The sequence below is a fragment of the Cupriavidus sp. HPC(L) genome (assembly GCF_000307735.3).
Taxonomy (GTDB): Bacteria; Pseudomonadota; Gammaproteobacteria; order Burkholderiales; family Burkholderiaceae; genus Cupriavidus.
In genome coordinates this window covers 1-4,840 of sequence record NZ_AMPR02000220.1, presented here as the reverse complement: position 1 = coordinate 4,840, position 4,840 = coordinate 1, and the positions used below count along the sequence as shown (strand labels likewise).

Sequence of the window (4,840 nt, the reverse complement as noted above, 5' to 3'; positions counted from 1 at the left end):
ATATCCCTCCGGCGCGCAAATGCCTGTCTATGTCGGCCCCGACGGCGTGGTCGCGGTGCCGTCGATCGACATGACGCCCAATAGCGGCGTGGTCTACGGACCGCCGCCCCCACGCTCGGGAATCGTCGAAGACCGGAAGCGCTGAGCGCGCAAGCGCTTAAGCGGGGAGGGCCGCGCAGCGGTCATCCGTTCCATGGCGGCGCGGCCGCCATTGCTGGTAAGCTCGGAGACTCTATCCGCACTCGCCAGACAAGGAATCCGCTGTGTCCGACCGTTCCCTGACCGATACGAACGCCGCTTCCCCGAACGACCAAGATCCCTCCGCAACGCCCGACTGCTACGTGCAGACGCTGGCGGTGCAGCCGCCGCTGCAGGTTCCTCCCGGTTTCGCCTCCTTCTCCCAGCCGACCCAGCGCGGCTCCACCGTGGTGTTCCGCAATCTCGCCGAGCTGCGCGCGCATGGCGACGGCGCGACCACCTACTGGCGCTACGGCATCCACGCGACCCCCACCAGCGAGGCGCTGTGCCAGCATCTGGCGATGCTGGAGGGAGCCAACCACGCGCTGTTGCTGCCATCCGGTCTGGGCGCCATCTCGCTGGTCTATTTCGCGTTGTTGAAGGCCGGTGACGACGTGCTGGTGCCGTACAACGTCTACGGTCCCAATCGCGAGCACGGCGAATGGCTGGCGCGCGATTTCGGCATCACGGTGCGGCCATACGACCCGATGATCGGCGCCGGCATCGCCGAGCTGATCCAGCCCAATACCCGGCTGATCTGGATGGAGGCACCGGGCTCCGTGACGATGGAGGTGCCCGACAGCGAGGCGATCGTCGCCGCCGCCAAGGCGCGCGGCGTGCTGACCGCGATCGATAACACCTGGTCGGCCGGCATCTATTTCCGGCCCTTCGACAAGGGCATCGACCTGTCCGTGCAGGCGCTGACCAAGTACCAGTCCGGCGGCAGCGACGTGCTGATGGGCGCGGTGCTGTGCCGCGACGAGAAGCTCTACCAGCGCATCAAGCGCGTGCGCATGCTGATGGGCTGGGGCGTGTCGGCCGACGACTGCTACCTGGTGCTGCGCTCGCTGCCAAGCATGCCGGTGCGGCTCGCCGCCCATGACCGCGCCGCGCGCGAGGTCGCCGAGTGGCTGGCGCAGCGGCCCGAGGTGGCGAGAGTCCTGCATCCGGCCTTGCCCGACTGCCCCGGCCATGTGTTCTGGCGCCGCGATTTCTCCGGGGCCAGCGGCCTGTTCGCGGTGGTGCTGCGCGCGCGCTATCCGCGCGTCCAGGTCGATGCCTTCGTCGAGGCGCTGCGGCTGTTCTCGATCGGCTGGTCCTGGGGCGGCGCGCACAGCCTGGCCGTGCCGTACCACGTGCCGACGATGCGCCCGGCGGGCAGCTGGCCGCCCGCCGGCTGGCAGGATGCTGGCGAGCTGGTGCGGCTGTATATCGGGCTCGAAGATACGCGCGATCTGATCGCGGATCTGAAGGCGGCGATGGAGGCGAAGCTGGTCGGTTGAGCGGGCCTCGTTCCGGCGCAGGGCCCGGAAGCCGGATCACGCCGTGGCGAAGCTGGCTCGCCCCATCCCGTCTGCAACCTAAAGTACGGCACATCTTTTCGTCAGCACGAGGTCCCGTGCAAAGGCATTCTTTGCGGCATCTCAACAACGCTGAACGAAGCAATGGCCAGGGACTACGACGCCGGCTACAAGCTGTTGTTCGCCATGCCGGAAATGATGCGCGACCTCTTGCGCGAATTCATTCGCAGCGACTGGCTTCGCGCGCTGGACTACTCGACGCTGGAACGGGTTTCCGGCAACTACGTCGCCGACAACATGCGGCAGCGTGCCAGCGACATGGTTTGGCGTGTCGATGCCGGCGATCCATGGGGCCACCTGTACGTGCTGCTCGAATTCCAGAGCACCATCGATCGCTACATGGCGCCGCGCATGGCGACCTATACGGCTTTGCTGCACCAGGAGCTTGTTCGCGCGGGCCAGGTGTTGCCGGATCGCAGGGTGCCCGCGGCGCTGTCGATCGTCTTGTATAACGGCGATACGCCATGGAGCGCATGTACGAACATCCGCGATGTCGTTGTGTCGCTGCCCAACGGCTTGGCAGCGTGTCAATTGCACCAGCAACATACGTTGCTGGACATCAACCGATTGAGCGAAGCGCAGTTGCCCGATGACAATCTAGCGGCGCTGCTGTTTCGCATTGAGCGGGCAGCCGATTACGATACTGTCGTGTCGCTGATGATCGAATGCAGGACGCGCTTGCGGCATGAGCCGAAACTCAAGCTGGCGTTCGCCAATACCTTCGCGGCACTGCTGTGCGGCCAACGGGGCAGCGTCCTGACACCCGATCAGGTGTTTCAATTGATGGAGGTCGACATGCAAGTGGTAGGTGCCAATCTACAACGTTTCACCCACAAGCTGCGCGAGGAGGCTCGGCAGGAAGGGGAGGCCCGCATGCTGCAAAAGCAGTTGGCCGAGCGCTTCGGCTCGCTGCACGCGTCCGTTGTGCAGCGGATCGAGATCGCGACCCCTGAGGAACTCGAGCGCTGGGGCATTCAGCTTCTGCGCGCGGAAGTGATCGAGGACGTTTTCCGGGCCTGACGCGACGCTCGCCAAGGACCAGCTCGACAACAAGGCGGACCCACCGGTCCGCCTTTCTCGTTTCAGCTTGCGTCTTGCTGCCGCGACGGCACCACGTCAGAAGCTGAACGTCGCGCTGGCCCGCACCGTACGCGGCGCGCCCTGGGTCAGGATGAAGCCGTAGCTGGGCAGCCAGTACTTCTCGTTGGTCAGGTTGTCGACCACCAGCCGGAATACCGCCGGCGTCTTGCCCAGCTTCGTGGCGTAGCGGATGCCCGCATCGAAGGTGTGGTACGCCGGCACCCAGTTGCTGTTGTTGGCCTCGAGCGCCATCTTCGACACGTACTGGCCGCCGGCGGTCAGCACCAGGCCGGGCACGGGCGGCACCGCATATTCGACATAAGCGGTGGCCTTGAAGGTTGGCGCGCTGTAGGCGCGCTTGCCCAGCACGTCTGGCGAGGCCTCGACATTCTCGGGATCGAGCAGCGTGACGCCGCCCATCAGCGTCCAGTCGCGCGCGAGCTTGCCGCGGGCCGACAGTTCGATGCCGCGATAGCGGGTCTCGCCATCCTGCGTGTAGACGTTGTCGTTGCGAAGGTAGTTCAGGCCGCGCTGGATCTGGAACAGCGCCGCATGGATGGTCCAGTCCTCCAGTTCGGCCTTGGCGCCGATCTCGTACTGGCGGCTCTTGAGCGGGCCGAACACCTCGCCCGCGTTGCGCGCGGTCAGCGGCGCGGAGCCACCGGCTTCCAGCGATTCGACATAGCTGCCGTACAGCGTCAGCGGCTGCACCGGCTTGTACATCAGCGCGACGGTCGGCGTCAGCGGCGACTTCCTGTAGGTGCTCGAGATCGCGCCCTCCGGCGTGTAGCCGGTCTGGTCGTAGCGGGTGTAGCGCAGGCCGGCCAGCACCGACCACTGCTCGTTGAACTTGATCGTGTCGCTGAAGAAGACCGACTTCTGCTCGATCTTCGACGCGCGGTACAGCACGTCCGATGACGGTACGCGCGACAGCGGCAGGCCGGTCGGCACGAATTGGCCCGGATCGTACAGGTTGCCGTAGCCGATGATGCCGCCGCCGGCAAAACTGCCCCAGTTCTGCACCAGGCTCTGCCACGACAGGCCGGCGGCGATATCGTGCTCGATGCTGCCGGTGCGGACCTTGCCGGTCGCCATCGTCTGCGCGTGCTGATAGTGGTAGCGCGAATACGAACTGTACTGGTTCTCGGCGTAGTTGCCGGCGTTGTCCAGCAGCAGGATCGCGCTGTCGGCGTTGCCGCGGTTCTGCTGCGTGAAGCGGTACGAGGTGCGCAGGTTCCAGTCGTCGGCGAAGCCCCAGTTGAGCTCGGTGCCGATGCTCTTGATTTCGGTCTCGTAGTACGTGCCCTTGCTGGCCACGCGCTGGCTGCCGTCGAGCGTGCGAGGCGTGTTGACGAACTCGGTCACCGGCGCGCCGAAGTCCTGGCCGGGGATGATGCCGTAGTAGGCGCCCTTGACGTTGCGCTGCTGGTACAGGCCATCGAGCGACCAGCGCAGGTTGCGGGTCAGCCTGGCGTCCAGCGCCACCGACGCCGAGTCGCGCTTGATATGGCCGCCGTCGACGAAGGTGTCGCCTTCCTCGTGCACGAAGCCGACGCGCGCGCCGAACATGTCGTTGGCGCCGAAGCGGCCGCCGACGTCGATCGACTCGCGCAGCACGCCGTCCGAGACATAGCCGAGCGTCGCGTTGCCGGCGAACTTCGAGGTGGGACGCTTGGTGACGAAGTTGGCGATGCCGCCCGGCGCGCCGAAGCCGTACATGAAGCCGCCCAGGCCCTTGAGCAGCTCGACGCGTTCGAAGTGTTCGAGCGGCACGTCGCTGCCCCAGTTCGGGATCGCGAGGCCGTCGATCTTGTAGCCCTCGAGCAGATCGAGATGCAGGCCGCGGATCGTCAAACCCGCCGACTCGCCGATATAGCCGTCGCCAATCGGCGCAACCGACGGATCGCCGCGGAACACGTCGCCCAGCGTGATCGCCTGGCGGTTCTCGATCAGCTCCTGCGGCACCACCGAGACTGAGAACGGCGTGTCCTGCAGCGGCTTGTCGCCGAGGGCGCCGGTGCTGGCGTCGCGGGCGCGATAGGCGGGCTCGCTGCCGGCGGTGACGTGGACGGTCGGCAGTTCGGCCTGCGCGGTGGCGGTGGGTGCGGCGGCGGGTGCGGCCGGAGCGGAGGCGGTGGGCGTGGCGTTCTGCGCGAGCGCCG

At 66.5% G+C, this 4,840-nt stretch carries 3 protein-coding genes; 2 read left to right on the top strand and 1 reads right to left on the bottom strand.

Going from position 1 to position 4,840, the window contains the following annotated elements; all coding sequences use genetic code 11:
- The first annotated feature begins 278 nt into the window (after positions 1 to 278).
- Positions 279 to 1,520 (top strand): cystathionine beta-lyase, encoded by a 1,242-nt coding sequence (locus B551_RS13360; RefSeq protein ID WP_157071977.1) that lies wholly within the window; start codon positions 279 to 281, stop codon positions 1,518 to 1,520.
- A 162-nt stretch (positions 1,521 to 1,682) separates the two neighbouring features.
- Positions 1,683 to 2,618 carry an Rpn family recombination-promoting nuclease/putative transposase gene (locus B551_RS13355; RefSeq protein ID WP_006578298.1) on the top strand — a complete coding sequence of 312 codons (936 nt, stop codon included), beginning with the start codon at positions 1,683 to 1,685 and terminating at the stop codon, positions 2,616 to 2,618.
- A 96-nt stretch (positions 2,619 to 2,714) separates the two neighbouring features.
- Here B551_RS13355 and B551_RS13350 read toward each other — a convergent pair.
- Positions 2,715 to 4,840, bottom strand: a 2,126-nt coding sequence (locus tag B551_RS13350; RefSeq protein WP_023264291.1) for a TonB-dependent siderophore receptor, incomplete at its 5' end; no start/stop codon positions are given.

Excerpts from the sequence above, each read along its gene's own strand:
- B551_RS13355 (WP_006578298.1), top strand. The coding sequence starts at position 1,683 with ATGGCCAGGGACTACGACGCCGGCTACAAGCTGTTGTTCGCCATGCCG.